Here is a 24,954-nt window from a genome sequence, read left to right on the forward strand (position 1 = left end):
CTTGGCGTTGACGCCTACTCGGCGTCCAGATGCATCTGCGTTATCACCCGACCATCTTTCTCTGCCTGGCCCAGTTGCGCGTCAATGAAGTAAACCCGGTCGTCCTCCAGCTGCGCTTTATCTACCAAGTAGTCCTTGATGGTGCTTGCACGGTCCTGGCCCAACTGGCGCAGCAGCACGTCACTGCCACTCCAGAACCTGATGACGCCCTCTTTCAACTTGGCGGAGCGCTCACTGCTGCTCAGGTCCTTCCATTCTGCGGGAGGCTGCTGTTTCAAGCGGGTACGGTAAATACCTTCGAGCAAGGGTGCTTTTTCGCTCTCAGGGACTTCCAGCAAGGACGCCTGGGCCGGGACTTTCTCGCCACGGCGCTGCAGCATCTTGTAGTAGTTGTATTGGTATTCCCGTTCCAGCCGCTGGGCCGCCAGGAATGGGCCGTCGCTGCTGGCTGCGGCCGTGCCTTCGATTTCCAGGCGTAGAGTAGGGCGTTCTTTCAGCGCCTTGGCCAAGGTGTTCAGGGCGCCTTCGGCGTCTTTGTTCAACTCGCTGGAGCCCGCCGCGAACGACACGCTGCCCAGGTCCTCCGCTCCGCCTCCGGTGACCAACCCGCCAATAAACTTGAACGGCGCAGTGGCCGCTCGTACCACCAGATTGCGCAGGGTTTGCCACACAATTGGCATCACGCTGAATTGCGGGTTATTCAGGTCGCCGGATACGGGCAGTTCGATGGAGATCTTGCCATCGCTGTCCTTGAGCAAGGCGATTGCCAGACGAATCGGCAAGTCCACGGCATCGGCGCTGTCGACTTTTTCGCCCAGTTGCAATTGCTCGACCACCACTTTGTTCTCAGCCTTCAACTGGCCCTTGGTGATCACGTAGTGCAGGTCAAGGTTGAGGCGGCCCTTGCGGATGCGGAAGCCGGCGAACTTGCCCGAGTAAGGCGTCAGCGTGGTCAACTCGACACGTTTGAAGCTGGTGGCGATGTCCAACGCCGCCATCGGGTCAAACGGGTTCACGCTGCCTTTGATGGTGACCGGTGCATAACGGTCCACCTTGCCCTTGATGTCAACGCTCGCCGGCTTGGCCTGGCGACTGTCGATGGTGCCGATCTGCCCATTGAGCTGTTGGATCGCAGTGGCGAAGTTGGGGGTGAGGCTGAAGTCGGCGAAGTTGGCCGAACCGTCGTTGATCGCAATCTGCCCGATATGGATACCCAGCGGCTTGTCTTTACTCGGGGCAGGTTTGGCTGACGATTTGGCGCCACTGTCGGTTGGCTGCGGGATCAGCAAGTCGTCGACGTTGGTGGTACGATCATCGTTGATCATGAACCGCGCATACGGTTGCAGAAGGTTGACCTTGTTGATCGTCAGGCTGTCGCCGTGTTGGTAGTTCACACCCTCCAGCACCAGCCGCTGCCATTTGAGGAAATCGCGGGTCTTGAGGGTGTCCAGGGTGTGCAACTGGTCGACCTGCGCGCGGCCGGTGACCTGCAGCGCCAGGGGATCGGTGCTTTTCAGGTTCACGTCGAGGTCGCTGCCAAGCATGCCACTACGCAGTTCCAGACGGATAAACGGGCTGATATAGGACTGTGCGACTCGCAGGTCGATGTCCCTGGTATTGACCTTCAACCTGGCGCTGACCGGGTTGAGGTTGACCGTGCCGGTCGCCTGGATCTTGCCCTGCTTGCCCAGGCCGGTGTCGACCTTCAGGGTAAAGGGGCTCTGGTTGAGGCTGTCGAAGTTCTGCACGTCGATGTTCAACGGGCCCAGCTCCAGCGCTACCGCTGGTTTGGCCTGACGGTCGGCCAAGTGCACTTGGTAGTTGCGCAGTTGTACATCCTTGAGCAGCACTTGCCAGGGCTTACTTGGGGCGACGGGTGCAGACTTTGGCGAGTCGGCCGTGGCTGGTGCAGTGGCAGGCTCCGGCGCCTTGGCCGGTTTGCTCGGCTGGCTGGCGAACAGTTTTTGCCAGTCCAGTTGCCCATCCGCTTCGCGAGCCGCCCAGGTCTCGAGTTTATTGCTGCGGATCTTGCCGACCACCACCTGCTGTTTGGCCAGGTCCACCGTGGTCTCGCTGACGTCCAAGCGCTCCAAGCGCACCAACGGCCGGCCATCCGGGGCCTTGATAGCGAACGGTGCGATGCTGGCGGCGGTGTTGGTCAGGTTCAGCTCGGTCTCTTTGGCCAGGCTGAACCTGTACTCGGTACTGAAGTTGAGCACGCCGTCTTCCAGCACCAGGGGTAAGGCGTCACGCACGTAAGGCCACCAGGCTTTCATCTTGCCACCGGTGACCTTCAGCGTACCTTCGGAGGTGATCGGCACCAGGCTGAAGTTGCCTTTCCAGTCGATCTGCCCACCTTCAGGGCCAGCGGCCACCAAGGTCATGTCCGCATTGTCTTCCGGCAGGGTGCTGAGGTTCTTCAGCTCGAAGTCGAGCGTGTCGTAGAGGAATTCGATAGGTTCGCTGGGGCGCAAGTCTTGAAAATGCACGTAACCGCCGGCCAGCTTGATGCTGTCGACGCGCAGCGGGAACGGTTTGGCGTCGGGGTTAGCAGGGGTAGGCTCGCTCGGTGGCAGCTTGAACAACTGCGCCAGATTCAGCTGGCCTGATTTGTCGAACAACAACTCGGTCTTGGGCTTGTCCAGTTGCACATCAGCCAGGTGCAGGGCGCGGGTCCACAGGCTATCGACCTGCAGGTTGGCGTAAAGCCGTTCGAAACCTACCTGTTCCTTACCGGGCTCGCCGATCTTCAAGCCCCACACCGTTACTTCCAGGCTGAACGGGTTAAGTTCGATCCGTTCGATGCGCGCTGGCACTGTGGCGTAATTGGCCAACTGTTGGTTGGCAATGCGAAGGGCGATGCCAGGCAAAATCAGAAAGCCCAGCAAGCTGTACAACGCGAGGGCAGTCAACAAGGCGCCAGCGGCGCGAATCAATCCTTTGGGCATGGGGCGGCGCCATCTATGTCAAACAGGAGTGCCTTGGAGTATGGCACGGGTTTTCGGTTCCGAAGAACTGGGCCTTTAGGATGCTTCTTACAGTTGAAGTATCAGAGTCTTCAGCGGTGGCTGGTGGTCCTGTGAGGGAAAGTCCGCGCCTGGCGTCATGATTTTCCAGTCCCGCACCGGACGCCCAGCCTTTTGCGCACAACGCAAAACCTGTTCACGCCAATCCTCCAGGCTGACTTTTGCCAGGTTGTTGCAGCAGATCAGCACACCATTGTCGGCTGTAGCGAGCAGTGCAGGCTTGAGCAGGCTCTGGTAGTCACGCAGCAGGTCGACCGTACCGAAGGCACTCTTGGCCCAGGCAGGCGGGTCGAGCAACACCAGGTCATATTGACGCTGCTCCAGGCGCGGGTAGCTCGGCAGTTTCTGCCCGCGACGTTGGGTGATCGGCAGCCCGGCCAGTTGGCGAATCGCCGGGAAGTAATCCGATTGCACGAACTCCATGGTGGGAAGCTGTGGATTGAGTCGACCGTTTTCACGTCCCACCGCCAGGTTGCCCTCGGCGAAGTCCAGGTTGCATACCTCGCGCGCACCACCGGCAGCGGCGCTCAGGCCCACCCCACAGGTGTAGGCAAACAGGTTCAATACGCTTTTGCCGGCGCTGTGGTCTTTGACCCATCCGCGCGTATTGCGCAGGTCAAGGAACAGCAGCGGGTCCTGGCCAGCGTGGCGACCACGTACACGGTAATTGAGGCCCCATTCGTGGCCCACCAGGTCTTCCAGCGCGGCAGGTTCTGCGCGGTATACCGAATCTTCGCGATCGACACGCGAGTTGCCGCGGGAGCGGTCGTTGTATACCAGCAGCAACTCGAGGCCCATGTACTGGTTGATCACTTGGTGCAGGTCCAGCAGGTCGGCGGTCTCCAGCGACTGATGGAAGCTTTGCACCAGTAACTGTGGGCCATAGCGGTCGATGGTCAGGCCGCCGGCGCCTTCCTGGCTGCCATGGAACAGCCGATAGCAGTCGGTGCCCTGGGCGTGCAGCTCGTTGATCAGGTCTTGGCGATGATCGAGGGCGGCGCGCAGCGCCTGATTCAAGGGAAACATGGAGCGCGCCTTGCTTAGGTAAATGGGGAAAATAAAGGCGCGGAGTTTAACAGCTATGGCGCGTTGCCTACATCAACCCCATCCGCCGGTGTGCACGCTGCACCGAACCATTGCGCATCGCCCAGCGCAACAACGGCGCGCTGCGCTTGACCCCGGCGCGGATCATCTGGCGTTGCAGCGGGCTCTGGTGCTGATCGAGCAGGGTGCCGGCCCAGTCCGGCAGCAGGTCGATCCCGGCTTGCATCATCAAGGCGCCAAATGGCTTGGCCAGCGTGCTGGGGGAGGGAGCGTTCAGCAACAGGCGCAGCACTTCGCGGCTGCGCTCGTCGCACAGCAATTGCGGGCGGATATTCTCAAGGTAATCGGAAATTTCCTGCCGTGAATGCGGCACATGCTGCGCGCCCAGCCGTTCTGCGACGACGGCGATCTCGCTGTAGTAACGGTCCTGATCACGGCCAGAGAGGTGCGGGTTGCGATAGCGCAAGTGGGCAGCAAGAAAATTGCTCACCTCCGCCACATGCACCCAGGTCAGCAGCTCTGGATCGCTGGCCGCGTAAGGCCTCCCGTCCGGGGCATGGCCAACCACCTGCAGGTGAATGGTGCGCACTTTTTCGATCAGCCAGTCGGCGTCTTTGCGCGAGCCGAACGTGGTGCCGGAAATGAACTGTGAGGTCCGCCGCAAACGCCCAAGCATGTCCTGGCGAAAATTCGAATGGTCCCACACGCCAGCCAGGGCCAATGGGTGCAAGGCTTGCAGCATCAAAGCGCTGATGCCGCCGATGAGCATGCTGCTGAAGTCGCCATGGACTTGCCAGCTGACCGAGTCCGGCCCGAACAGGCCTGGATCGCCCTTGGGGTTTTCCAGGTCCAGTTGGCCCAGTGACAAGCCGGTGAGGCTCATCAACTGGGTTTCTATACGGCTGCGGATAAATTCCATGGCGACTCGGGTTTTCCTATCGGTTCAGGCGTTTGTCGATCAGGCCGTCGACGACGCTGGGGTCGGCCAGGGTCGAGGTATCACCCAGGCTATCCAGTTCATTGCAAGCGATCTTGCGCAAAATCCGGCGCATGATCTTACCGGATCGGGTTTTCGGCAAGGCCGGTGCCCATTGGATCAATTCGGGCTTGGCAAAGCTGCCTATTTCCTTGCTGACCAGTTCCAGCAGGTGTTTTTTCAGCGCATCGCTGGGTTCGACGCCATTCATGGGGGTGACGAAGGCATAGATGCCCTGGCCCTTGACGTCGTGGGGGTAACCCACCACGGCGGCCTCGGCCACCTGGTCATGCAGTACCAGCGCACTTTCTACCTCGGCGGTGCCGATACGGTGGCCGGACACGTTGATCACATCGTCGATACGCCCGGTAATCCAGTAGTCGCCGTCCTCATCGCGACGCGCGCCGTCACCGGTGAAATAGTAGCCGGGGTAGGGTTTGAAATAGGTGTCGACCATACGCTGCGGATCGCCGTAGACGCTGCGAATCTGCCCCGGCCAACTGGCCTTGATCGCCAGTACGCCGCTGCCGGCACCACTGATGACCTTGCCTTGTTCATCCAACAGCACGGGCTGTACGCCAAACATCGGCTGGGTGGCGCAACCTGGTTTGATGCGCTGGGCGCTGACCAGCGGGCTGAGCATGATGCCGCCGGTCTCGGTCTGCCACCAGGTATCGACTATAGGGCAACGCTGTTCGCCCACCGCGTTGAAGTACCAGTCCCAGGCTTCCGGGTTGATCGGCTCACCGACGCTGCCCAGCAGGCGCAGGCTGGCGCGGGAAGTCGTCTCCAGCGGGCCGTGGCCCTCGCGCATCAATGCACGCAAGGCGGTGGGGGCGGTATAGAAGATATTCACCTGATGTTTATCGATGACCTGCCAGAAGCGTGAACTGTCCGGGTAGCTCGGCACACCTTCGAACATCAGCGAGGTGGCGCCATTGGCCAGCGGCCCGTACACGATGTAACTATGACCGGTGACCCAACCCACATCGGCGGTGCACCAGAACACCTCACCGTCGCGGTAATCGAGTACGTACTTGAAGGTCATTGCCGCCTGGAGCAGGTAGCCGCCCGTGGTGTGCAGCACGCCCTTGGGTTTACCGGTGCTGCCGGAGGTGTAGAGGATAAACAGCGGGTCTTCGGCGTCCATCGGTGCGGGAGGGCAATCCTCGCTCGCCGCATCCAGGGCTTGTTGATACTTGAGGTCGCGGCCTTCGCTCCAGTTCACTTGGGCGCCGGTGCGTTGTACGACCAGCACCGTGCTGACGTTGGGACAACTGGCCAGGGCCTTGTCGACATTCTGTTTCAACGCCACCGGCTTACCACCGCGCACGCCTTCATCGGCAGTGATCACGGTGCGGCAGTCGGCGTCCAGAATGCGGTCGCGCAGGGCGTCCGGTGAGAACCCGCCAAATACCACCGAGTGCACAGCGCCAATCCGTGTGCAAGCCAGCATGGCGTAGGCTGCTTCCGGGATCATCGGCATGTAGATACACACCCGGTCGCCTTTTTTCACACCGCGGCTTTTCAGCACATTGGCCAGGCGGCAGACGTGTTGGTGCAGTTGGCGGTAGGTGATTTTGGAAGATTTTGCAGGATCATCACCTTCCCAGATGAAGGCCGGCTGATCGGCGCGTTGCGCCAGGTGACGGTCGATGCAGTTGTAGCTGACGTTTAACTGGCCACCGGCAAACCATTGGGCGGTACCGGTCTTGATGTCTGACTGCTGGACGGTGTGCCACGGTGTTATCCAGTCGAGAAAGCCCTTGGCCTGTTCGGCCCAGAATGTGTCCGGCTGCTCGACGGATTGGCGATAGAGGCGCTGGTAGTCCTCTTGACTGAGTTGCGCAGCCCGGCGGACGGCATCGGCGGTGGGAAACGTGCTGATATCGAACATGAGCGATCCTTATTCTTGTTTTTGCGACAAGTCATAAAGATGCACCCTGTATGGAGAGGGTTCAAGGCCAACGTCCAAACGGACGTTGGCCTTGCGGTACCTGCATCAGCCGCGGTGACGACCGCGGAAGTAATTGATCAGGCCTTGGGTCGAAGCGTCTTCGGCCAAGGTTTCTTCGGCGCCGGTGAGGCGATTGTAAACGCCCTTGCCCAGCTCCTTGCCCAGTTCCACGCCCCATTGGTCGAAGGCGTTGATGCCCCAGATCACGCTTTGCACGAACACTTTATGTTCATACATGGCAACCAGGGCGCCCAAGCGACGCGGGCTGATGCGTTCAACCACCAGGGTGTTGCTCGGACGGTTGCCCGGGATCACCTTGTGCGGTGCCAGCTTCTGCACTTCGTCTTCCGGGATGCCCTTGTCGCGCAGCTCGGCTTCGGCTTCGCTGCGGGTCTTGCCGAGCATCAGTGCCTGGCTTTGGGACAGGCAGTTGGCGTACAGCCATTGATGGTGGTCGGACACCGGGTTGAAGCTGACGATCGGCACGATGAAGTCGGCCGGGATCAGTTGGGTACCTTGGTGCAGCAACTGGTGATAAGCATGTTGGCCGTTGCAGCCGACGCCACCCCAGATCACTGGGCCGGTGTCGGTGGACACCGGTTTGCCGTCCTGGCGCACGCTTTTGCCGTTGGATTCCATGTCCAGCTGCTGCAAGTGCTTGGTGATGTTACGCAGGTAGTGGTCGTACGGCAGGATCGCATGGCTCTGCGCACCCCAGAAGTTGCCGTACCACACGCCCAGCAGGCCCAGCAGCACCGGCATGTTCTGTTCGAACGGCGCGTTCTGGAAATGCTGGTCCATGGTGTAGGCACCGGACAGCAGTTCCTTGAAGTTGGACATGCCGATGGCCAGGGCGATTGGCAGGCCGATGGCCGACCACAACGAATAACGGCCACCTACCCAGTCCCACATCGGGAAAATGTTTTCTTCGCGGATACCGAAGGCCACGGCTGCCGCGTTGTTGCTCGACACGGCGATAAAGTGGCGGTACAGCTCGGCTTCCGAGCCACCCTGGGCCAGGTACCAGGCGCGGGCGGCCTGGGCGTTTTTCAGGGTTTCCAGGGTGTTGAAGGATTTCGACGAGACGATAAACAGCGTGGTCTCGGCGCGCAGCTTCATGGTCAGTTCGTGGAACTCACTGCCATCGATATTCGCCAGGTAGTGGCAGCGCACGCCTTTATGGGCGTAGGACAGCAGCGCTTCAGAGACCAGCTCCGGGCCGAGGAACGAGCCACCGATGCCGATGTTCACCACGTCGGTGATCGGCTTCTCGGTGTAGCCACGCCACAGGCCGTCGTGGATGCGGCCGACCAGATCGGTGATCTGGTTCAGCACTTTATGCACGTCCGGCATGATGTTCACGCCGTTGACCGACAGCTTGTCGCCCACAGGGCGGCGCAGAGCGGTGTGCAGGGCAGGGCGGCCTTCGGAAGAGTTGACCGGTTCGCCGGCGTACAGTGCGTCGATCGCGCCTTTAAGGTTGACTTCCTTGGCAAGGCCCACCAGCAGGTCGCGGGTTTCGCTGGTGATCAGGTTTTTCGAGTAATCGAGGAAAAGTCCGCAGCTGCTCAAGGTGAATTGGGAAAAGCGCTGGGGATCGGCATTGAACGCTTCGCGCATGCTGAAATCCTGCATGGCTTGGCGATGTTGATTGAGCGCTTGCCAGGCGGGCAGAGCGGTAACGTCATGAGGGGTGCGGTAGTACGCCATCGCTGCGGGTTTCCTTTTATTACGGGGACTGCCTTTAGGACACTTCAAAGCCCGGAACATCCAGTCTTATCTCAAGGATTGGGTTCCAGACAGCGCTAACCATAGCGCAGGGCGATTACATTAAACCTAGCGTGTCGATATGTCTTGGCTTTGTCTGCGCTGTGGCCGGTACTTTTTTATACCGGCACAGCGATCAGGGCAATCGGCGGGGTGTTCAGAGGGGGCAGTCGAGGTTCAGGTGCAGGTTGTCGATCAGGCGGGTCGTGCCTAGAAAGGCTGCCACCAGAATCACGATATCCCGATCCTCCGCCGTAGCGGTCCGCAGGTGCACGCCCTGGCGCACTTCGAGGTAATCCAGGCGCAACCCGGCCGCCTCTATCTGCTGCACCTGTTCGGCACGCAGTCTGGCGAAGTCGTGATCACCGCTTTTGATGGCTGCGGCAATCTGGCTGAGGCTGCGGTACAGCACCGGTGCGATCGCACGTTCTTCTTCGCTGAGAAAACCGTTACGCGAGGACAATGCCAGGCCATCATCGGCGCGCACGGTGGGCTCGCCAATGATCTGGATCGGCATGTTCAGGTCATGGACCATGGCGCGAATCACGGCCAGTTGCTGGTAGTCCTTCTGGCCAAATACAGCCATGTCCGGCTGGACCATGTTGAACAATTTGCTGACCACCGTCGCCACACCTTCGAAATGCCCGGGACGGCTGGCGCCGCACAAACCTTCGGACAACTGCGGGACGCTGACGCGGGTCTGGCCGGTCATGCCGCCGGGGTACATCTCCTCGACGGTCGGCGCGAACAGCAGGTTGCAGCCGGCCTGCAAGAGCTTTTCCTGGTCGGCGGCCAAGGTGCGAGGGTACTTGTCCAGGTCTTCGCCGGCGCCAAATTGCAGCGGGTTGACGAAAATACTCGCAACGACAAAGTCCGCCTGTTGCACAGCCTTGCTGACCAGGCTGGCATGGCCGCTGTGCAGATTGCCCATGGTGGGCACGAAGCCGATGCGTTTGCCTGCTTTGCGGGCGTGGGCGACGGCGGCTCTGAGTTCGCGTACGGTTTTTACGGTGTTCATGCAGAGAATCCGTGTTCGGCGCCTGGGAAGGTCACGCCTTTGACTTCGGCGACGTAGGCACTCAATGCGGCGTGGATGCTGTCCTGCCCAGTCATGAAGTTCTTCACGAACTTTGGCACGCGGCCGGTAATCGACAGGCCGAGCATGTCGTGCAGTACCAGCACCTGGCCGTCGGTGGCCGAGCCTGCGCCAATGCCGATCACCGGCACCTTAACAGCCTGGGTGATTTCTGCTGCGAGTTCGCTGGGCACGCATTCGAGCAGGATCATCGCAACGCCCGCCTGTTCCAGGGCGATGGCATCGGCACGCATCTGGCGCGCCTGGGCTTCGTTGCGGCCTTGTACCTTGTAGCCGCCGAGGATGTTCACGGACTGTGGCGTAAGGCCCATATGCGCACAGACTGGCACGCCGCGTTCAGCCAGCAGGCGAATCGACTCGGCGAGCCATACGGCGCCCTCGACTTTGACCATGTGCGCACCGGCACGCATCAGTTTGCCGGCGTTCAGGAAGGTCTGCTCGACGGTGGCGTAATCCATGAAAGGCAGGTCGGCGATGATAAATGCGCCGTCGTTGCCGCGCTTGACGCTGGCGGTGTGGTAGGCCAGTTCATCGGTGGTGACGGGCAGGGTGCTGTCATTCCCTTGAAGGACCATGCCCAGTGAATCGCCCACCAGCAACACTTCAACCCCGGCCTGGCAACTGGCGTGGGCGAAGGTGGCGTCATAGCAGGTCAGCATGGTGATTTTTTCACCTTTGAGCTTGAGGCTCTGCAAGGTGGTCAGGGTAATGTCTGGCATGAAAAGGGTCCTCGTTCAGGCGCTTGGAAACAGCGAGTTACGCGCGTGAGTCTTCGTTTATTCAGGCGCACTGTCTTGAGAGCAGTGCTTATAAGGCCTGGATTGCGCCCTTCAGCGCCGGGTTGGCGGCAGCGGGACGCCTATAGTCGTGAGGAGGACACGGGAAGTCAATTGGATGTGTTACCGCATTGTTACGATGGCGGTGTTACCGCTGTTACTGACGCGATTCAGCAACAGGGAGCCGTTCCAGGCCGACAAACGGGCAGGCTTCAAGCAGGGCGCTGAGGCGTTTGCCATCCGGCAACTGCAATGCGGCAGGCGCCAGCTCGGCCAGTGGATACAACACAAACGCACGCAGGTGCATCTGGTAGTGAGGCACCTTCAGGCGCGGCTCGTCGATCAGGCGATCGCCAAACAGCAGAATGTCCAGGTCAAGGGTGCGAGGGCCCCAACGTTCCAGGCGCTCGCGGCCTTGGTCGTTTTCGATGGCTTGCAGCGCATCCAGCAACTCAAGTGGCGCAAGGCTGCTGTCCAGGGCGGCAACCGCATTGGTGTAGCGCGGTTGGCCCGGGAGCAGGGAATCACTTTGGTAAAAGGCGGACACACCCGCAACGCAGGTGTCTGGCAATTGCGCCAGCGCTTCGATAGCGCTGCGCAATTGCTGGTCCGGGGCCGCCAGGTTGCTCCCCATGCCGATGTAGATGCGTTCCACGTTTATTCGCCCGCAGCGCCAGAGGCATCCGCCGCACTGCGTTTGCGCTTGGTGCCGCTGCGACGACGCTTTTTCGGACCAGCCCCTTCGCCGTCACCCTTGCTGCCGAGGTCGCGAATCATGTCGCGGCGTTGGCTGTCATTGGCATCCTGATAGTCGGTCCACCATTCGCCCAGGCCGTCGGTCTGCTCACCGGCGCTTTCGCGCAGCAGCAGGAAGTCGTAACCGGCGCGGAAGCGTGGGTTGTCCAGCAGCAGGTCGGCGCGCTTGCCGCTGCGGCGGGGCAGGCGTTCCTGCATGTCCCAGATCTCGCGGATCGGCAGGGTGAAACGTTTCGGGATAGCGATGCGCTGGCACTGTTCGGCGATCAGCTCGTGAGCGGCTTCCTGCATGGCCGGGATAGGCGGCATGCCACGGTCCTGCAGGCGCAGTACGCGTTTGGGCAGGGCCGGCCACAACAGGGCGGCAAACAGGAATGCCGGTGTTACCGGTTTGTTCTGCTTGATGCGCAGGTCGGTGTTGATCAGCGCTTCGCTGATCAACGTGTGGGTATAGGTTGGGTTGTGTTCCAGTGCTTCGGCACTGGCCGGGAACAGTGGGTCGAACAACTGCAGGTCGACCAGCATTTCGAACGTGTCGGCGGCGTAGCCCGAGAGGAACAGCTTGAGCACTTCTTCGAACAGACGCGCGGATGGGATTTCCCGCAGCATCGGTGCCAGCTCGCGTATCGGTGCGGCGGTGTGTTTCTCGATACCGAAGTTGAGCTTGGCGGCGAAGCGCACGGCTCGCAGCATGCGCACCGGATCTTCCTGATAGCGCTGCGTCGGGTCGCCGATCAGGCGGATCAGGTTATTGCGGATGTCGTGTACGCCATTGGCGTAATCGAGGATGCGTTCGCTGACCGGATCGTAATAGAGGGCATTGATGGTGAAGTCGCGGCGCTGCGCGTCCTCTTCCAGGGTGCCGTAGACGTTGTCGCGCAGGATGCGCCCGCTCTCGTTGCGGGAAGACTGATTGGTGTCTTCCTCTTCATCGTTTTGCGGATGGCCGGCACGGAAGGTCGCGACCTCGATGATTTCGCGACCAAAGTGGATGTGCACCAGCTTGAAGCGGCGGCCGATGATTCGCGCATTGCGAAACTCGGCACGCACTTGCTCAGGCGTGGCGCTGGTGGCGACGTCGAAATCCTTGGGCGTGATATTGAGCAGCATGTCGCGTACACAACCACCTACCAGGTAGGCCTGGTAACCGGCGTTCTGCAACCGTTCGACGATATTCACCGCATAACGGCTGAATTGAGCGCGCTGCAACGAATGCTGGCTGCTGTTGAGCACTTCAGGCGTGCTGCGTTTGTGTTGCGTACGACGCAAGGGAGAACGGAATGACTGGAACAACTTCTTCAGCATGGGATGCACTGTTTGAAGGAATGTTCGGCCATAACGAAGAATGACCGCATGATGGGCGGGGATTCTAGCATTTAGTCAGGGGATGGTGTAGGAACAAGCTTCGGCGTTGCACCATAAGCCTTAAATCGTCAAATCCTGGAAACTACAAGGGGAGCCGAAGCTCCCCCAGAAGTAGTTGCATGCTCTATTTTTATTATTGGTTTCGGGCTTCTTGTTTTTGTTGATCGCCCTCGCCATGAAGCTTCACCTTCATGACACTCCCAATCGGGAGTTAAGAGCAAACGGATTGCTTTGGTCGCTGTGTTGCTGATCTACGATCCAACCAGTTCAGGCTCTGCCTTAGGGCAGTTTTTGTTGTTCTCGGCCTGGTTGCGGGGCAAGCCCCAAATGCAACGCCTCTCCAAAAGAATCAGTTAGCTGCGCCTCCGCCGTGTTGTTTTTGTTATGCGTGAGTCGATTCGTTTTATTTTTATTGTCTTGTACAAAGCTTGTTATTGTTTTTGTACTAAGCATATAGCAGGGTGCGTGCCAACTTTTGCTCCGCCCAGTAAAACCGGGGGTTTGAGGTGGTTTTGGGTTTTTGACGGGCGAAAAAAAGCCGGGGCTTCGTTACCGTAAGCCCCGGCTTTTGTTACGCGAAATATCCGCGGTAACAGTTTTTTCACATCTGAGGGTGTTACCTCTGGGGGCCCGCCCTCAGCTTTCGCTGGCAACCCCGGTCTTGCGCCGTGGAATGCCCAGGCGCTGGCGGCGTTCCCACAGGCACTTACGGCTCACGCCCAGCTTGCGGGCCAGCTCGGTCTCGGTCATGTGGTCCTGATGCTCAAGGACGAAATGCTGGAAGTAGTCTTCCAGTGACAAATCTTCCGTCGGCTCATGGCTGGTATTGCTACCGCCGCCCGGTGTCGGGGCCAGGCCGATGAAGTCGTCATCCTCCAAGTCGCTGAGTTCGATATCGATACCCAGCAGTTCGGCAGAAATTTCCGGGCTCTCCGACAGGATCACCGCACGTTCGACCGCATTCTCCAGTTCTCGCACGTTACCCGGCCACGAGTAATGCCGAATCGCCTGCTCGGCGTCGGGCGCGAACGTCAGGTCGGTACGGTTGATACGTGCACTCTGGCGCAGCAGGAATGCGTTGGCGATCTCATTCACGTCGGCGCCGCGCTCACGCAGGGCCGGCAGCTTGAGGGCAATTACGTGCAGGCGGTAATACAAGTCTTCACGGAACTGGCCGATCTTGGCCAGGCTCTTGAGGTCGCGGTGGGTTGCCGCGATCAAGCGCACGTCAACCTTCTGCGATTGGACTGAACCCACACGGCGAATTTCGCCTTCCTGGAGCACGCGCAGCAATCGTGCCTGTGCTTCCAGTGGGAGTTCGCCGATCTCATCAAGAAACAGCGTACCGCCGTCCGCCGCTTCCACCAGGCCCGCACGCCCGGCACTGGCGCCGGTAAACGCGCCTTTCTCGTGGCCGAACAATTCGGACTCAATCAGGGATTCGGGGATCGCTGCGCAGTTCACCGAAATCATCGGTGCCTTGGCGCGCTTGGACAAATTGTGCAGGGCGCGGGCCACCAGTTCTTTACCGGTGCCTGACTCGCCCTGGATCAATACATTGGAGTCGGTCGGCGCGACTTTACGGATCTTGCTGTACAAATCCTGCATTGGCGGGCAGGAGCCGATGATGCCGATCTCGCCGTTACTGTTGTCGACACCCGGTTTGTCGGCGCCGTTGGTCGCTTTGCCGGCGGGACGTTGTTCGGCCTGCACGCTGATGGCTGACTGGCGATCACGCAGGATGCGGGCCACGGCCTGGAGCATTTCATCGTGGTCGAAAGGCTTGGCGATGTAGTCCACCGCGCCCATCTTCATGGAGTCCACCGCCGAGCGCAGGCTGGCGTAGCTGGTCATGATCAGCACCGGAGTGCCCTGGCCAAGCTTGATCAACTCGGTGCCCGGCGCGCCAGGCAGGCGCAGGTCGCTGACAATCAGGTCGAACGTGGGGATGCTGAAACGCTCTTGTGCTTCCTGCACCGAGCCGGCTTCGCTGACCTGGTACTGATTACGTTCAAGCAGGCGACGCAAGGCAGAGCGGATAATGGTTTCGTCTTCGACGATCAAAATGTGCGGCATTGATTCAATTCTCTCGACGGTCTCAGTTCACAGCGGACGTCGCTTCGACATGACGCGGCAGGGTCACCCGAATACGGGTGCCGCGTTGGCTTTCGGTGTCAGCCGGGCTGTCGATGGTGATTTGTCCATAATGCTCTTCAACGATGGAATAGACCAGTGCAAGGCCCAGACCGGTGCCTTCACCTGGGTCCTTGGTGGTGAAAAAGGGTTCGAACAATCGGTCCATGATGTTCTGTGGGATGCCGCTGCCTTCATCTTCGACGATCAGATCGACGGTATGCTCGAAAGCCTCGGTCTTGACGCGTACTGCGCCACCGGCCGGGGTTGCATCGCGGGCGTTGGACAGCAGGTTGATCAGCACTTGGGCCAGGCGTTGTGAGTCGCCGTCGACCCAATGGTCGGGGTCGCACAAGTTGAAGAACTGTACTTCGAAATTGCGCCGGTTCAAGGCGAGCAGCCCAATGGCATCCTGGGCCACTTCGGCCAGGCACACGGCCTCATCCAGATTCTGATGGCCGCCGGCATGGGCAAAGCTCATCAGCGACTGCACGATGCGCGAGACGCGCTTGGTCTGTTCGAGGATCTGCCCGCTGATTTCGATGATTTCGCCGTCCTCCTCCCGCTCTTCCCGCAGGTTCTGCGCAAGGCACGCGATACCGGTGATCGGGTTGCCGATTTCGTGGGCCACGCCCGCTGCAAGGCGACCAATGCTGGCCAGGCGCTCGGAGTGCACCAGCTTGTCTTCGAGCATCTGGGTTTCAGTCAGGTCTTCGACCAGCAGCACCAGGCCGCTGTTACCGGGTGCCAGCGGTTCATCGATCGCGGCTTTGTGCAGGTTGAGCCAGCGCGTCTGGCCGTCGAGGGCCAGGTGTTGCTTGTGCAAATGCTCGTCGGGCAAATTGATAAAACCTTGGAGCAGTTCTTTCCACGGATCGCCCAGGGTATTCAGGCGCGAGCCCACCACCCGTTGCGCGGCGATGCCGGTGAGTTCTTCCATGGCCTTGTTCCACATCAGGATTTCCTGATCCTTGGCCAGGGAACACACGCCCATCGGCAGTTCCTGCAGGGTCTGGCGATGGTAACGGCGCAGGGCGTCGAGTTCGGCCGCCAGGCCGGTGAGGCGTGAGTGGTAATCCTCCAGCCGGCTTTCGATGAAATGGATGTCCTCGGTGACGTAGTTTTCGCCGCCGGCCTTGTACGGCAGGAAGGTTTCCACCATGTCCTGGGACACGCTGGGGCCCATCAGGCCGGACAGGTTGGCTTCGATGCGGTCGCGCAGGCGGCGCAGAGCGTAGGGGCGGCGCTCGTCGAAGGGCAGGTACAGATCGCGCAGCGCCTGCTCGACTTCCTTCTGAGCCGCCTTGGCGCCGAGGGGCTTGGCCAGTTGTGTGGCGAATTCCTGGGGTGAGGCCGCGTGCAGTTCGCGGCGTTGCGGTCGACGCACGTTATCCACCGCGCACGCCTCGGCGGCGCTGGTCTCTTCCGCGCTGGCATTGGTGAACAGTGAGATCAGGGTGAACATCAGAACGTTGGCGGCCAGCGAGGCAATCGCGGCCATGTGCCAACTGGTGTCGTCCAGCACATAGATCATGTTCAGCAGCGGAATATAGAAACCCTGCAGGTTGCCGACCAACGGCAGCAGCATCGTGACGATCCATACCAGGATCCCGGCCAGCAGCCCGGCGATAAACCCGCGGCGATTGGCGGTCGGCCAGTACAGCACCGACAACACTCCCGGCAGGAATTGCAAAGTGGCGACAAAGGCGACGATGCCCAGGTTGGCCAGGTCTTGCCCGGCGCCGAGCAGCAGGTAGAACCCGTAGCCGGCGGTGATGATCGCGACGATCAATGCGCGTCGCGTCCATTTCAGCCAGCGGTAGATATTGCCTTCGGCGGGCGGCTGGTACAGCGGTAGCACCAGGTGATTGAGGGCCATGCCCGAAAGGGCCAGCGTCGTGACGATAATCAGCCCGCTGGCAGCAGATAAGCCGCCGACGTAAGCCAGCAGCGCCAACGCTGGGCTATTGGCGGCGATACCGATACCCAGGGTGAAATACTCGGGATTGGTGGTAGCCCCCAGTTTCAGGCCGGCCCACAGGATCAGCGGCACCGCGAGGCTCATCAGCAGCAGGAACAACGGCAAGCCCCAACTGGCGCTGACCAGCGAGCGCGGGTTGAGGTTCTCGGTGAAGGTCATGTGGTACATGTGCGGCATTACGATCGCCGAGGCGAAGAACACCAGCAACAGCGTGCGCCATGGGCCTTCCTGCAACGGGGTGTGCAGGGCGGCGAGGGCGGTCTGGTTTTGCAGCAGCCACAGTTCCAGCTGTTGCGGGCCGTCGAACACGCCATAGAGCGCGTAGAGGCCAACGCCGCCGATGGCGATCAGCTTGATCACCGACTCGAACGCAATCGCAAATACCAGCCCTTCGTGTTTCTCGCGGGTGGCGATATGGCGTGACCCGAAGAAGATCGTGAACAGTGAGATCAGCGCGCAGAAGGCCAGGGCGACGCGGTGTTGCACGGGCTCGCGGGTCAGGATGCTGATGGAGTCGGCCACTGCCTGGATTTGCAGGGCCAGCAGGGGCAGCACGCCGATCAGCATGAAAATGGTGGTCAGTGCGCCGGCCCAGGTGCTGCGAAAGCGAAAGGCAAACAGGTCGGCCAGGGACGACAGTTGGTAGGTGCGGGTGATTTTCAGGATCGGATACAGCAATACCGGCGCCAGCAGAAAGGCGCCGGACACGCCAAGGTAGCTGGAGAGGAAGCCATAACCATACTGGTAGGCCAGGCCCACCGTGCCATAAAACGCCCAGGCACTGGCGTAGACGCCCAAGGACAAGGTGTAGGTCAACGGATGGCGAATGATCGCCCGCGGAATCATTCCGCGCTCACTGATCCAGGCAACGCCGAACAGTGCAGCCAGGTAGGCAGCGCTGATCAGCAGCATCTGGGTGAGGCTAAAGCTCATCGGCATCTTTTTGGCTCTGCAGGATGAAGGTCACGACGATCAGGATCAGCCACAGCAGATAGGGGCGATACCAGGCGCCCGTGGCGTCGATCCACCAATCCATGATGGCGGGGGAAAACAGGTAGATCCCGACGACCAGCAGCAGGACCAATCGATAGATGTACATGTTGGCCTCTGATTAAAAAACTGCGGCGATGGTAACGGATGGCTGGCAGGCTGCAAGCGCCTTCAGCTTAATTGCGCTTCGGCCAGCGTCAGTGCGTGCGGGATCTTGCTGGCCTCCCAGTGCACAATGCCCCAATCCAGCAACTCCCGTGGGCTGGCGTGAAGCAGTTCGTCTCCAGGCTGCTGGCCAAGGGCGCGCAGGGCTCTCAATAGCAACGGCGTGGCCTGGTCGGGACTCAGCGGCGGGGATCGATAGGATTTGCCCAGCTTGTTACCGTCCGGCTGGACGATCAACGGTACGTGCAGATAGCGCGGTTGGCGCAGGCCCAGCAACTCTTGCAGGTACAACTGGCGTGGCGTGGAGTCGAGCAGGTCGGCGCCGCGCACGATATCGGTAACCCCTTGCCAGGCATCGTCGAGCACCACGGCCAGTTGGTAGGCGTAGAGGCCATCGCGGCGACGGATGACGAAGTCGCCGACATCGCGGCCCAGGTGTTGCCGGAATTCTCCTTGTACACGGTCAGTAAAGTGGTACTCCAACTCGGGGACACGCAGGCGGATGGCGGCATCCTGCTGGTCGTGGCCGGCATTTCGGCACAGGCCTGGGTAAATCCCGTCGTAGGGCTCCAGTTGTTTACGTGAACAGGTGCAGGCGTAGGCCAGGCCGTGGTTGAACATATCGTTCAGTACTTTGGCGTAGGCGTCATGCCGCTCGCTTTGTCGGACCAGTTCGCCATCCCACTCAAAACCGTAGCTCTCCAGGGCATGCAGGATTGCCGCCTGGGCGCCGGGCTCTTCGCGGGGAGGGTCAAGGTCTTCCATGCGCATCAGCCAGCGGCCATGGTTGGCGCGGGCGTCGAGGTAGGAGGCGAGGGCGGCGACCAGGGAACCGAAGTGCAGGTGGCCGCTGGGCGTGGGGGCGAAACGCCCGATATAGGTAGAGGCAGTCATGGGCCGGATACTACTGGAAAATCGGCAAATCCCAGAAACAAAAATGGGGCGTTTGCACGCCCCATTCGTTCAGCTCGGCAGGATTACTTGCCGACCTGTTTTTCCTTGATTTCAGCCAAGGTCTTGCAGTCTACGCAGAGGTCCGCGGTTGGGCGGGCTTCCAGGCGACGGATGCCAATCTCGACACCGCAGGATTCGCACCAGCCGTATTCTTCGTCTTCGATCAGTTGCAGCGTCTTGTCGATTTTCTTGATCAGTTTGCGCTCGCGATCACGGGCGCGCAGTTCGAGGGCGAATTCCTCTTCCTGGCTGGCACGGTCTGCCGGGTCAGGGAAGTTGGCGGCTTCATCCTTCATATGGTCAACCGTGCGGTCGACTTCCTGCATCAAGTCCTGCTTCCACTGCTTCAGGATTTTGGAGAAGTGCTCGCGCATGGGCTTGCCCATGTATTCCTCACCCTTCGATTCAACGTAGGGTTGGAAGCCGCTGATGCTCTGTTGCTTTGCTTGGGTGGACATGAATAGACCGCCTCTCACTCTTCTAATCCATTGCGCAGGATTGCAACGTCACCGACACCTGCCGGCCCTGCGGCTGCAAGCGGGCGAACTTACCAGATAGATTCAGGGCGCGCCACTCCCGGTTGTCGAGGCCCGTCACGCAGGGGTTGCAAACTGCAGCAGCCCGCTGTGGCTGGGTATGCATCGTCTCGAATGTTGATTTTAGTCGTTTTGCAAGCGCTCGCCGGGTTCATCTTGGACGGCCAGGCAGGCAATAGAGCATGTTTTACCGCGAGGGTTCGGTAGAATCCTGATTTTGTCCTCACCGTTAAGGAAGGCTAATGGCTCAGCCCTACAGTGCGCGCAGTCGCGCCATCGAACCTTTTCATGTCATGGCGTTGCTGGCGCGAGCCAATGAGCTGCAAGCATCAGGCCATGATGTGATCCACCTGGAGATCGGGGAGCCTGATTTCACCACCGCCGAGCCGATCATCCAGGCCGGCCAGGCGGCGTTGGCCAATGGCAAGACCCGTTATACCGCTGCCCGTGGCCTGCCGGAATTGCGTGAAGCCATCAGTGGTTTCTACCAGCAGCGCTACGGTTTGAACGTGGACCCCGAGCGTATTCTGATAACGCCTGGTGGCTCTGGCGCCTTGTTGTTGGCCAGCAGCCTGCTGGTGGATCCAGGCAAGCATTGGCTGCTGGCAGACCCAGGTTACCCGTGTAACCGGCACTTCCTGCGACTGGTGGAAGGCGCCGCGCAACTGGTGCCGGTAGGCCCTGAGGTGCGTTATCAACTGACCGCTGACCTGGTGGCCAAACACTGGGATCAGGACAGCGTGGGCGCATTGGTTGCCTCCCCGGCGAATCCCACCGGCACGATCCTTACGCGCGATGAATTAGCCGGGCTTTCCGATGCAATCAAGGTGCGTAACGGCCATCTGGTGGTGGACGAGATCTATCACGGCCTGACCTACGGCACTGACGCCGCCAGCGTGCTGGAGGTCGACGATGAGGCCTTCGTCCTGAATAGTTTTTCGAAGTATTTCGGCATGACCGGCTGGCGCTTGGGTTGGCTGGTCGCGCCGCCCGCTGCAGTCGGCGAACTCGAGAAGCTGGCGCAAAACCTCTATATCAGCGCGCCCAGCATGGCCCAGTATGCAGCGCTCGCCTGCTTTACCCCGCAAACCCTGAGCATTCTGGAGGAGCGCCGTGCCGAATTTGGCCGTCGTCGCGACTTCCTGCTGCCCGCCCTGCGCGAGTTGGGCTTCGGGATTGCCGTAGAGCCGGAAGGGGCGTTCTATTTGTATGCCGATATCAGTGCGTTCGGCGGAGATGCCTTCGCGTTTTGTCGTCATTTCCTTGAAACCGAGCATGTCGCATTTACACCCGGTCTGGATTTTGGTCGCTATCAAGCAGGCCATCATGTGCGCTTTGCCTACACGCAAAACCTTGAGCGACTCCAGGAGGCGGTGGAACGAATCCAGCGTGGCCTAAGGAGCTGGCAAGGCTGATGCGCTTTCATCCTCCCCTCGAAGAAGGCCGACTGATTCGCCGCTATAAGCGCTTTCTCACCGATATCGAAACCGTTACCGGCGAGTTGTTGACTATTCACTGCCCAAACACCGGTTCGATGCTCAACTGCATGGTGGAAGGCGGGCAGGTCTGGTTCAGTCGTTCCAATGACCCCAAGCGCAAGTTGCCCGGCACCTGGGAAATTGCCGAAACGCCCCAGGGCCGCTTGGCGTGCGTTAACACGGCACGCGCCAATCAGTTGGTCGAGGAGGCTTTACGCGCTGGCGTGATCACGGAACTCAACGGTTTCACCGCGTTGAAACGTGAAGTGCCCTACGGCCAGGAAAAAAGCCGTATCGACTTTCGCCTGGAATATCCGGACGGCGCGGCTTATGTGGAAGTCAAAAGCGTCACGCTGGGGTTTGATGGCACGAGGGTTGCCGCCTTCCCCGATGCCGTGACCCAGCGTGGCGCCAAGCACCTGCGAGAGCTGGCGCATCTGGCGCGTGAAGGGGTGCGGGCAGTGCAGTTGTATTGCGTCAACCTCTCCGGGGTTGACGCAGTGCGCCCGGCGCTGGAAATCGATGCCGCCTATGGTGCGGCCTTGCGCGAGGCTAAAGCTGCCGGGGTGGAAGTGTTGGCATATGGGGTGTGCGTGACGTCCCAGGAGATTTGCGTGGATCGTCGGTTAGACGTGCTGCTCGACTAGAGATCCACCCACAGGCCCTGCTCGTCCTCGCGACCGTGCAGGGCCTTGAGGCTTTTACCTGCGCATGGTCCGGCAATGCACTCGCCGCTTTCGATCAGGAACAGCGCGCCGTGGGTGGCGCATTGGATCAGGCTGGCGCTGTCGTCAAGGAACTGGTCGGGCTGCCATTCCAGTGGGATGCCGCGATGTGGGCAGCGGTTGATATAGAAGTAGGCGATGCCGTCCCGGCGTACCGCCAGCAGCGGCGTGCCATCAATCGTAAAACCGAGGCTGCTGTTGGGCGCGAGCGTGTCCGAGGGGCAGAGAAACTTCATTTCAATCCTTAAGTGCCTTGACGTTCAAATGCAAACAATTATCAAATGCCGGCTTCGCCCGTTAGCTGACTGGGTGCTCAGTTCGATGCCCGGCAGGGGTTATCTGTCACATCGACGGGTGCTCGAAAGGCCCTGCCCTTGGAAGGAAACCCTGTTATGCGCCTGAGTACCAGCGCTATTGCGCTTGTTGTCGGACTGCTGGTCAACCCTGGGGCGCAAGCCTCTGAACTGCCACAACGCTGGGTGAGTGCCGGTGGGGCGCTGTCGGAATGGGTCACGGCGTTGGGCGGTGAGCCGAAGTTGGTTGGCGTGGACACCACCAGCCAGCATCCTGAATCGCTCAAGGCGTTGCCCAGTATCGGCTATCAGCGGCAATTGTCGGCCGAAGGCATTCTCAGCCTTCGTCCACAGGTGCTGGTGGGTACTGAAGAGATGGGGCCGCCGCCGGTGCTGGCGCAGATTCGCAGTGCAGGTGTCCAGGTCGAAATGTTCTCGGCGCAGCCGGATTTGCCGACCTTGAAGGGTAATCTTCAGCACTTGGGTAAGTTGCTGGGAGATGAGGCTAAGGCCAGTGAATTGTTTACCGGATATGAACAGGCGCTTGATCAGCAGAAAAGCTGGGTGGCCAAGGCGCGGGCCTCGCAGAAGGCACCTGGCGTGTTGCTGCTGATCGGTCATGCTGGCGGCAAGCCGCTGATTGCCGGTAAGGACACGGCGGGCGATTGGGTGTTGCAGCAGGCCGGCGGGCGTAACCTGGCCACACACAGCGGTTACAAGCCGTTTTCGGTGGAGTCGTTGGCGGGGTTGAGCCCGGATGTGCTGGTATTTGCCGACCGCGCCCTGACGGGGGACGCGGCGCGCGCGGCGTTGTTCAAGGAGAATCCGATCCTGGCTTCGACGCCGGCGGCCAAGCGTGGCCGCGTTTTCGAGCTTGACCCGACCCTGTTGGTTGGTGGGCTCGGGCCGCGTCTGCCGCAAAGTCTTGTGAAGCTCTCGGCCGGCTTTTATCCGTCACAGACTAAACCCGGCCCATGACCACTTTGGTTAAACCGAAAACGCTGTTCATCGGCCTGGCGCTGTTATGTCTGTTGGCTACCTGGCTTTCGTTGGCACTGGGGCCGGTGAGCTTGCCGCTGCTGGATACGCTCAAGGCGGCATTGCGCTTGATGGGCGTGCCGATAGAAGCGCAAGGCCTGGAACAGGCTGAGTTGATCCTGGGGCAGATTCGTTTGCCGCGTACGTTGCTCGGTTTGGCGGTTGGCGGCGTATTGGCATTGTCGGGCGTGGCCATGCAAGGGTTGTTTCGTAACCCGTTGGCCGATCCGGGGTTGGTCGGGGTTTCCAGCGGGGCGGCACTGGGGGCGGCAATCGCCATTGTCGGGGGGGCGTTTTTCGGTGGGTTACCGGATGCCTTCGGGCCTTATCTGCTATCGCTATGCGCGTTTCTGGGCGGGCTGGGCGTGACCGCGCTGGTCTATCGACTGGGGCGGCGTAACGGTCAGACCAATGTGGCTACGATGCTGCTCGCCGGTATCGCCCTTACTGCGTTGGCAAGCTCGGCGGTGGGCCTGTTCACCTACCTGGCGGACGACGCCACCCTGCGTACCCTGACGTTCTGGAACCTTGGCAGTCTCAACGGCGCGAGCTATTCGCGGTTATGGCCTTTATTGCTGGTCAGTGTCGGTGTGGCGCTCTGGCTACCGCGCCGGGCCAAGGCGCTGAATGCGCTGTTGCTCGGCGAATCGGAGGCCAGTCACCTGGGTATTGATGTTGAAGGGCTCAAGCGCGAGTTGGTGTTCTGTACTGCATTAGGGGTAGGCGCTGCGGTGGCTGCTGCGGGCATGATCGGTTTTGTCGGGCTGGTGGTGCCGCATCTGGTCAGGTTGCTGGCCGGGCCTGATCACCGCGTGCTGTTGCCGGCTTCGATATTGGCGGGCGCGAGTTTGTTGCTGTTTGCCGATTTGGTCGCGCGACTGGCCCTGGCGCCGGCTGAACTGCCGATTGGTATCGTGACTGCATTTATTGGTGCGCCATTTTTTCTTTACCTGTTGTTGCGGGGGCGTGCCTGATGCTGCGTGTTGAAGACCTGCAGATCCGGCGTGGTCACAAGGTCGTGCTGGCGGATGTCACTCTGGATCTGCTACCGGGTGAAGTGCTCGGTGTGCTGGGCCCCAATGGCGCGGGTAAGAGTACGTTGCTGGCGGCGTTGTGCGGTGAGTTACACCCCGATCAGGGCAGGGTGTGGCTGGGTCAGCAGGCGTTGAAAGACTGGAGCGGACCGCAGCGCGCGCAGCGGCTGGCGGTGTTGCCACAAACCTCGACCCTGGACTTCGCGTTCCGTGTCGAAGAGGTGGTTGGCATGGGCCGTTTGCCCCATCAGACGGGGCGTGTGCGCGATGATGAAATTATCCACGCAGCCTTGCAGGCGGCGGATGTCGCACACTTGAATGGTCGCAGTTACTTGGCTCTTTCGGGCGGCGAGCGTCAACGTGTGCACCTGGCGCGGGTGCTGGCGCAGCTATGGCCAGGTGAGGCTGGGCAGACGTTGCTGCTGGATGAGCCGACATCGATGCTGGATCCCTTGCATCAACATACGACCCTGCAAGCGATTCGCACCTTTGCCGATCGGGGTGCGGCGGTGCTGGTGATCCTCCATGACCTTAACCTGGCGGCACGTTACTGTGATCGTATCCTGCTGCTGGAGCAGGGGCGTCCCCATGCGTTGGATACGCCGGTGAGGGTGCTTCGGCCTGAGCCGCTTAAAGCAGTGTTTGGCTTGGATGTATTGGTGCAGCCGCATCCGGAGCGTGGTCACCCGCTGATCATTGCACGCTGAGGTGTGCCTTTTTTCAGGCAAAAAAAGACCCGGCAAAAGCCGGGTCAAATAACCGTGATTAGCCTGATGAGGAGATAATCTGAGAGTCCGAACCAATGGTCTTTCAGTTATCGGCTGATCTCGCGACCAGTTGTGATAATCATAACGATTCTCATTT

General features: G+C 60.4%; 20 protein-coding genes. 5 read left to right on the top strand and 15 right to left on the bottom strand.

Annotated elements, in window-relative coordinates; genetic code table 11:
* Window positions 1-14: 14 nt before the first annotated feature.
* From FBY10_RS14785 to dksA, 14 genes are all read right to left on the bottom strand, one after another.
* Window positions 15-2,948 (bottom strand): DUF748 domain-containing protein, encoded by a 2,934-nt coding sequence (locus tag FBY10_RS14785; protein ID WP_131699408.1) that lies wholly within the window; start codon window positions 2,946-2,948, stop codon window positions 15-17.
* An 87-nt stretch (window positions 2,949-3,035) separates the two neighbouring features.
* Window positions 3,036-4,052 (bottom strand): class I SAM-dependent rRNA methyltransferase, encoded by a 1,017-nt coding sequence (locus FBY10_RS14790; protein ID WP_131699409.1) that lies wholly within the window; start codon window positions 4,050-4,052, stop codon window positions 3,036-3,038.
* Between the two features lie 67 nt (window positions 4,053-4,119).
* Window positions 4,120-4,989 (bottom strand): oxygenase MpaB family protein, encoded by an 870-nt coding sequence (locus FBY10_RS14795; protein WP_145336553.1) that lies wholly within the window; start codon window positions 4,987-4,989, stop codon window positions 4,120-4,122.
* Window positions 4,990-5,005: 16 nt separating this feature from the next.
* Entirely contained in the window at window positions 5,006-6,943 is a 1,938-nt protein-coding gene (acs, locus tag FBY10_RS14800) for an acetate--CoA ligase (protein ID WP_145336551.1), read from the bottom strand.
* 105 nt (window positions 6,944-7,048) lie between these two features.
* Entirely contained in the window at window positions 7,049-8,713 is a 1,665-nt protein-coding gene (gene pgi, locus FBY10_RS14805) for a glucose-6-phosphate isomerase (protein WP_090399768.1), read from the bottom strand.
* 214 nt (window positions 8,714-8,927) lie between these two features.
* Window positions 8,928-9,788: a pantoate--beta-alanine ligase gene (panC, locus tag FBY10_RS14810; protein WP_145336549.1), complete on the bottom strand. Its 861-nt coding sequence runs from the start codon at window positions 9,786-9,788 to the stop codon at window positions 8,928-8,930.
* Complete coding sequence (gene panB / locus FBY10_RS14815; RefSeq protein WP_145336547.1) at window positions 9,785-10,585, bottom strand: 3-methyl-2-oxobutanoate hydroxymethyltransferase; 801 nt, start codon at window positions 10,583-10,585, stop codon at window positions 9,785-9,787. The genes panC and panB overlap by 4 nt, the downstream gene beginning before the upstream one ends.
* 214 nt (window positions 10,586-10,799) lie before the next feature.
* On the bottom strand, window positions 10,800-11,297 hold the full coding sequence (gene folK / locus FBY10_RS14820) for a 2-amino-4-hydroxy-6-hydroxymethyldihydropteridine diphosphokinase (protein ID WP_131699414.1): 498 nt from the start codon (window positions 11,295-11,297) through the stop codon (window positions 10,800-10,802).
* Between the two features lie 2 nt (window positions 11,298-11,299).
* Window positions 11,300-12,703: a polynucleotide adenylyltransferase PcnB gene (locus tag FBY10_RS14825; protein ID WP_131699415.1), complete on the bottom strand. Its 1,404-nt coding sequence runs from the start codon at window positions 12,701-12,703 to the stop codon at window positions 11,300-11,302.
* A gap of 696 nt (window positions 12,704-13,399) precedes the next feature.
* On the bottom strand, window positions 13,400-14,839 hold the full coding sequence (locus tag FBY10_RS14830; RefSeq protein ID WP_131699416.1) for a sigma-54 dependent transcriptional regulator: 1,440 nt from the start codon (window positions 14,837-14,839) through the stop codon (window positions 13,400-13,402).
* 22 nt (window positions 14,840-14,861) lie between these two features.
* Complete coding sequence (locus FBY10_RS14835) at window positions 14,862-17,816, bottom strand: sensor histidine kinase (protein ID WP_167656473.1); 2,955 nt, start codon at window positions 17,814-17,816, stop codon at window positions 14,862-14,864.
* The gene (locus FBY10_RS14840; protein WP_003176118.1) at window positions 17,800-17,976 is read right to left on the bottom strand and encodes a hypothetical protein; all 177 of its coding nucleotides are present in this window, start codon (window positions 17,974-17,976) and stop codon (window positions 17,800-17,802) included. Before FBY10_RS14840 ends, FBY10_RS14835 begins: the two co-directional genes overlap by 17 nt.
* Before the next feature lie 62 nt (window positions 17,977-18,038).
* On the bottom strand, window positions 18,039-18,926 hold the full coding sequence (gene gluQRS, locus FBY10_RS14845; protein WP_131699418.1) for a tRNA glutamyl-Q(34) synthetase GluQRS: 888 nt from the start codon (window positions 18,924-18,926) through the stop codon (window positions 18,039-18,041).
* A gap of 83 nt (window positions 18,927-19,009) precedes the next feature.
* Entirely contained in the window at window positions 19,010-19,444 is a 435-nt protein-coding gene (gene dksA / locus FBY10_RS14850; RefSeq protein WP_005791430.1) for an RNA polymerase-binding protein DksA, read from the bottom strand.
* 320 nt (window positions 19,445-19,764) lie between these two features.
* Between dksA and FBY10_RS14855 the strand changes: the two genes are divergently transcribed.
* Together FBY10_RS14855 and sfsA are read left to right on the top strand one after the other, a co-directional pair.
* Window positions 19,765-20,937 carry a pyridoxal phosphate-dependent aminotransferase gene (locus FBY10_RS14855; protein ID WP_131699419.1) on the top strand — a complete coding sequence of 391 codons (1,173 nt, stop codon included), beginning with the start codon at window positions 19,765-19,767 and terminating at the stop codon, window positions 20,935-20,937.
* Window positions 20,937-21,647, top strand: a complete 711-nt coding sequence (gene sfsA / locus FBY10_RS14860; RefSeq protein ID WP_145336545.1) for a DNA/RNA nuclease SfsA — start codon at window positions 20,937-20,939, stop codon at window positions 21,645-21,647. The genes FBY10_RS14855 and sfsA overlap by 1 nt, the downstream gene beginning before the upstream one ends.
* On the opposite strand, the gene FBY10_RS14865 is transcribed toward sfsA, so the two are convergent.
* On the bottom strand, window positions 21,644-21,961 hold the full coding sequence (locus FBY10_RS14865; RefSeq protein ID WP_131699421.1) for a Rieske (2Fe-2S) protein: 318 nt from the start codon (window positions 21,959-21,961) through the stop codon (window positions 21,644-21,646). The two genes, sfsA and FBY10_RS14865, sit on opposite strands and share 4 nt — an antisense overlap.
* A 156-nt stretch (window positions 21,962-22,117) precedes the next feature.
* Between FBY10_RS14865 and FBY10_RS14870 the strand changes: the two genes are divergently transcribed.
* The 3 genes from FBY10_RS14870 to FBY10_RS14880 are packed head-to-tail and all read left to right on the top strand — an operon-like array spanning window position 22,118 to window position 24,797.
* Window positions 22,118-22,996, top strand: a complete 879-nt coding sequence (locus FBY10_RS14870; RefSeq protein WP_131699422.1) for a hemin ABC transporter substrate-binding protein — start codon at window positions 22,118-22,120, stop codon at window positions 22,994-22,996.
* A 50-nt stretch (window positions 22,997-23,046) separates the two neighbouring features.
* The gene (locus FBY10_RS14875) at window positions 23,047-24,030 is read left to right on the top strand and encodes an iron ABC transporter permease (protein ID WP_167656483.1); all 984 of its coding nucleotides are present in this window, start codon (window positions 23,047-23,049) and stop codon (window positions 24,028-24,030) included.
* The gene (locus FBY10_RS14880) at window positions 24,030-24,797 is read left to right on the top strand and encodes a heme ABC transporter ATP-binding protein (RefSeq protein WP_145336543.1); all 768 of its coding nucleotides are present in this window, start codon (window positions 24,030-24,032) and stop codon (window positions 24,795-24,797) included. The genes FBY10_RS14875 and FBY10_RS14880 overlap by 1 nt, the downstream gene beginning before the upstream one ends.
* Window positions 24,798-24,954: the final 157 nt, after the last annotated feature.

The organism is Pseudomonas sp. SJZ103 (assembly GCF_007828335.1).
Lineage (GTDB): Bacteria > Pseudomonadota > Gammaproteobacteria > Pseudomonadales > Pseudomonadaceae > Aquipseudomonas.